The sequence below is a fragment of the Okeania sp. SIO2B9 genome (assembly GCF_010672505.1).
GTDB lineage: Bacteria > Cyanobacteriota > Cyanobacteriia > Cyanobacteriales > Microcoleaceae > Okeania > Okeania hirsuta.
Map to the genome: position 1 here is coordinate 1 of NZ_JAAHGK010000436.1, position 5,455 is coordinate 5,455.

Below are 5,455 nucleotides of genomic sequence, written 5' to 3' on the forward strand. Positions count from 1 at the left end.
AAGGGCAACGGAGAGATGGTTAGCTCCTAATGCTTTCTCTTTGATTGCCAGAGACCGTTGTAATAGAGGTAAGGCTTCTGTGTAGTTGCCTTGGTCTCGGTACAGTCCTGCCAGGTTGTTGAGGCTAAGGGCAACGGAGAGATGGTTAGCTCCTAATGCTTTCTCTTTGATTGCCAGAGACCGTTGTAATAGAGGTAAGGCTTCTGTGTAGTTGCCTTGGTCTCGGTACAGTCCTGCCAGGTTGTTGAGGCTAGAGGCAACCTCTGGATGATCAGCTCCTAATGCTTTTTCATTTATTGCTAGAGACCTTTGGAATAGAGGTAAGGCTTGGCTGTAGTTGCCTTGGTATTGGTACAGTTGTGCCAAGTTGTTGAGGCTTTGGGCAACCTCTGGATGGTTAGCTCCTAATGCTTTTTCTAATATTGCCAGAGACCTTTGGAATAGGGGTAAGGCTTCTGTGTAGTTCCCTTGGTCACGGTACAGTACTGCCAGGTTGTTGAGGCTGGCAGCAACTGAGGGATGGTCAGCTCCTAATGCTTTTTCTAATATTGCCAGAGACCTTTGGAATAGGGGTAAGGCTTCTGTGTACTTTCCTTGGTAATAATGCTGCAGACCTAAAAGATGAATAACTATGGCAGCAGTGGTTTCAGAAGCACCTGCATTTTCTACAATAATTAAGGCACGTTCTAACAATAGAATAGCTTCACTATATTTTCCCTGTTTTGACAACTGACCAGCCTGTTGAAAAAGTCCCTTAAATTCCTCGACTTCCCCAGACTGTTGCGCTACCACAGCAGGTTTAATTTCCCCTACTACTGGTTTCACCATCCCCACAGTTAACCCACAGATACTAATAAATGTTGCTCCCCACACCAGAGAATATTTAATTATTGCTTTCATAAAATTCACCCCATTAGCACACCTACTTAATTATATATCCTTAGAAGTAACCAGTTATGCAGTTTACTTAATTTAACTCCTCTGTCATTGCGAGGCAGTGCTAAACAAGTTAAACTTTTGGGAAAGTCATTTATGTCGAATAATTCAGAACAAAGTGATAACTTAAATCAAAAATCATCTGAAACTTCTCAGAAACTAGAACCACCTAAAAAACCTGAACCTTCTCAGGAACTAGAACCACCTAAAAAACTTGAACCTATCGAGTTTGAAGAAACGCGCGTTCTTATTAATAGTGAAAGCAATTCAAATATTGTATAAGTTAGAAAAAATATCTCCAAATATCAAGAATAAAGTCAATTCTTATCTATGAACTATCAATGATTTATCCCTATTCTCCATTCTCTGTTTTCTGGAGATATCTAGTGAAGATGATTCAAATATTGTAGATTTTTAAAACTGCTAAATAAATAATTTTTAGCTTAGGTATTAACTTACCTTAAATCTACAAAAATCACCTAAACTACTAATACCATATTTGGATAATTTAGTGATAATAATGTAGGTTGGGTTAAGCGATAGCGCAACCCAACAAAAACCTATATATGTTTATGTTAAGTAAGTTGGGTTATGTTGGGTTTCGGGTTCCTCAACCCAACCTACAACATAGTGGTCAAAAATTTACTTCAACCCATCAACTAACTGCTCCCTCGCACTTTCCAACGCCTCCTTCAACTTACTCGGATCGCGACCCCCTGCTTGCGCCAAATTCGGACGACCGCCGCCGCCGCCTCCACACATTTTCGCTATCCCACCAATAAATTTCCCTGCTTGCAAATCTTTACTATTCACAGACTTACTAAAAGCAGCAACTAAACTGACTTTCTCCCCAGAAGCAGCACCCAATACCACAGCACTCTCGCCCAACTTTTGTTGTAACCGTTCCGCAGCAGTTTTCAACGCCTCCGCATCAACTCCAGGCATCTCCGCTACTAATATCTGAAACTCACCCACAGTCTCAGCATCCCCTAACAACTGGTCAGACTTCGCCACTGCTAACTCACCTTTCAACGCTTCCAACTGTTTCTGCGACTCCTTCAACTCCTGCTGCAAGTTACTCACCCGCTCCGATAATTCCTCCGGTTTTGCCTTAAAGCGATCGCTCAATTCCTTAACCACAGTATCTCGGACATTCAAATAATCTAATATTGCCAAACCAGCAACTGCTTCTATACGGCGCACCCCAGAAGAAATACCAGCTTCAGAAATAATTTTAAACACCCCAATTTCTGCCGTATTATTCACATGAGTTCCCCCACATAATTCCATCGACACTCCCGGATAGTCAACTACCCGTACCACATCGCTATACTTTTCACCAAACATAGCAACAGCTCCCTTTGCCTTTGCCTCATCCAATGGCATTTCCGCAACCGTCGCCGGATGTGCTTCAGCTATCCAACTATTCACCTGAGCTTCCACTTGCTCCACTTCCTCCGGTTTCAACCCCCGGGGACAATTAAAATCAAATCGCAAACGGTCAAAAGATACCAACGAACCCGCTTGAGAAATAGACTGGTCTACCAGGGACCGCAAAGCAGCTTGTAACAAATGTGTTGCGGTATGGTTTGCTTGCGCTCTGCGACGACAAGCAGCATCTATTTGAGCATTCACCGTTATTCCTAACTGTAACGAACCCCTTTCCACGCGACCGAAATGCACAAAAATATTATTCTGCTTCTGCACATCTTCTATCCGCACGACCACATTATCCCCACTTAGATAGCCGCGATCGCCTATTTGACCTCCAGACTCGGCATAAAAGGGCGTTTGGTCAAGTACCACTTGCACTTGAGTACCCGCTTCCGCAGACTCAACCTGTTCCCCTTCAGCTATTAACGCCATTACTTGCGCTGAGGAAGTCAAATCTGTATATCCTAAAAATTCCGTTTTGTCAACATCTAATTTTACCCCACCTTCAGCAGTTAAATCAATAGTTTCGTGGGCTGACTGAGAACGTTCTTGCGCCAGTTTCATTTCTTTTTCAAACATACTGACATCAACAGTTAAACCATTTTCTTCTGCTATTTCCTGAGTCAACTCCAGTGGAAAACCATAGGTGTCGTATAACTTGAAAGCATCTTCTCCCGAAATTTGTTTAGTTTTCTGAGTTTCCGGTTTTGCGATAATTTCCGCCAACAATTTTTCACCCCGCTCCAATGTTTCCAAGAAGCGAGACTCTTCCCGTTGCAACTCAGCTTTAATAGCAGTTTCTCTCTCCCGCAAATTAGGGTAAACATCCTCAGAAAGAGCGATCGCTTTCTCAGCTACTTTGGATGTAAATTCCCCAAAAATGCCAATCAAACGTCCGTGACGCACAACTCGGCGAATTAACCGTCGTAAAATATAACCCCTGCCAACATTAGATGCAGTGACACCATCAGCAATTAAATGTGCGACTGCTCGTACATGGTCGCCAATAACTTTCAGGGAAATTTTGGTTTTGTCATCACTTTTTTTGTAGTCGATACCAGCAATATCCGCAGCAGTTTTAATGATAGGAAAAATTAGGTCAGTTTCATAATTATTCGGCACTTTTTGTAATATTTGCGCCATTCTTTCCAACCCCATCCCCGTATCAATATTTCTGTTTTGTAGTGGTGTAAGATTTCCTTCTGCATCCCGGTTATATTGCATGAATACGAGGTTATAAAATTCGATAAACCTGCTATCGTCTTCCAGGTCAATGTTCTCATCCCCCAATTCTGGATGGAAGTCGTAATAAATTTCCGAACAGGGACCGCACGGACCCGTCGGACCCGATGCCCAAAAATTATCCTCTTCATCCATCCGTTGAATACGGTGTGCGGGAATACCAATTTTGTCGCGCCAAATAGCAAATGCTTCATCATCTTCTCGGAATACGCTGACAACTAAATGGTCTGGAGGTAAACCGAATATTTTTGTGGAAAGTTCCCAAGCAAAGGCGATCGCTTCTGGTTTAAAATAGTCGCCAAAACTGAAGTTACCCAACATCTCAAAAAAAGTGTGATGTCTGGCAGTCCGACCGACATTTTCAATATCGTTGGTACGGATACATTTTTGGGAAGTAGTAGCGCGGGGATATTTCCGGGGTTGTTGTCCGAGAAATATAGGTTTAAATGGTAACATTCCCGCAATAGTGAGTAAGACCGTGGGGTCTTCGGGAACTAGAGATGCACTGGGTAAAATAGTGTGTTCCCGTTGTGCGTAAAAGTCGAGAAATGTTTGTCGAATTTCGTTACCTGTGAGTTTTTTTGGAGACATAATTAATTCAGATGTTAGGTTGTGTAATTTTAATTTTCCGTCTATTCAGGCAAAGTTTTACCTGTTGAAAATTTACAACTTTTATTGTAATAGATATTAGGTGTTATAGACCATTGAACAACAGAAAATTTCTATAATAGCGGAAATCTTTATCAAGCATTTCCAGAAATTATATAAACTTTTTCCAGAAATCCCAGCAGGAGACTTTATCGAATTTTTCGTTTTTATTTTGCATCATATATATAATTTATTTGAAATATTTCACCGAATAAATATAGACCTAATTTATCAAGTTTTAGATACTATTTTATTGAGTAATTGAAAAATCTTTATATTTAATCTTAAATTAATCTTTCCTTTCGTTAATTTGTATAGATAATTTAAGACTAACTTAATCAAGTACCTCTCAAGTTAAAAAATATAAAACAAATAAAAATAAGTATATAAAAAAGGTTAAATTTGTTTGTATAATTGCTGCTTGGTCTAAAATTAGACAATGTAAATTTGTAGGCATAAATAGCAGCTTAATATTTCATTAGCTTTGGAAATTTAGGATAGTATATTGATTGTCAATATTAAGAAACTAAAACATCTCTAAAAATAATGCTAACTAACGGACTGATAGAAACCGAACCCTTGGAATTAGAGGATATCTTTATTTCTCTAGAATCCTTACCAGAACCTCCTGCTAGTCGTATTTTTGGTAATGGTGCCGCTACTATTTCAATTCCCGATAATCCAGTTTTGCAAGTTCCAGATGGTTTTACTGTTAATGTTTTTGCTGATAATGTTTTTCCTGAAAGTGGAAATCCTCGTTGGTTAGGAGTTACTCCAACTGGAGATGTATTAGTAACATCACTTTTCAATGATCGAATACTTTTACTACGCGATACAGATGAGGATGGTGTAGCAGATTTTTCTCAAGTTTTTGCCGATGCAGAAAATGGATTAAATGCACCTTTCGGCATGGTTTTTACTGAAGATTTTTTCTATGTGGGAAATACAGATTCAATAGTAAGATATCCTTATAATATTGGGGAAACAGAAATTAATGGTACTGGCGAAAAAATTGCAGATTTACCACCATTTGGAAATCATTTTACTCGGAACTTAGCAATTTCTCCAGACAATCAACTTTTTGTTTCTCATCGCTGACAGGAACACCCAGATGGTTCATTGTCTCCAGGACGTGAACCATCTGGGTGTTCCTGTCAGTGATGAGGTCATTTCCTATGCAGTGGACAAGCTTTCC

The 5,455-nt window shown here is 40.0% G+C and carries 4 protein-coding genes; 2 read left to right on the top strand and 2 right to left on the bottom strand.

The features are described from left to right. Nucleotides 1-900 (bottom strand): tetratricopeptide repeat protein (locus tag F6K13_RS16290; RefSeq protein ID WP_287287845.1); only part of this gene is annotated, 900 nt, incomplete at its 3' end. Nucleotides 901-1,032: 132 nt separating this feature from the next. Between F6K13_RS16290 and F6K13_RS16295 the strand changes: the two genes are divergently transcribed. Next, on the top strand, nt 1,033-1,218 hold the full coding sequence (locus F6K13_RS16295) for a hypothetical protein (RefSeq protein WP_124145675.1): 186 nt from the start codon (nt 1,033-1,035) through the stop codon (nt 1,216-1,218). A 360-nt stretch (nt 1,219-1,578) separates the two neighbouring features. Here F6K13_RS16295 and alaS read toward each other — a convergent pair whose 3' ends face one another. Further along, on the bottom strand, nt 1,579-4,203 hold the full coding sequence (gene alaS / locus F6K13_RS16300) for an alanine--tRNA ligase (protein WP_124145674.1): 2,625 nt from the start codon (nt 4,201-4,203) through the stop codon (nt 1,579-1,581). Between the two features lie 603 nt (nt 4,204-4,806). Here alaS and F6K13_RS16305 point away from each other — a divergent pair. After that, a complete protein-coding gene (locus F6K13_RS16305; protein WP_287287846.1) occupies nt 4,807-5,358 on the top strand; it encodes a sorbosone dehydrogenase family protein in 552 nt (183 codons plus the stop codon). The last annotated feature ends 97 nt before the right edge of the window (nt 5,359-5,455 follow it).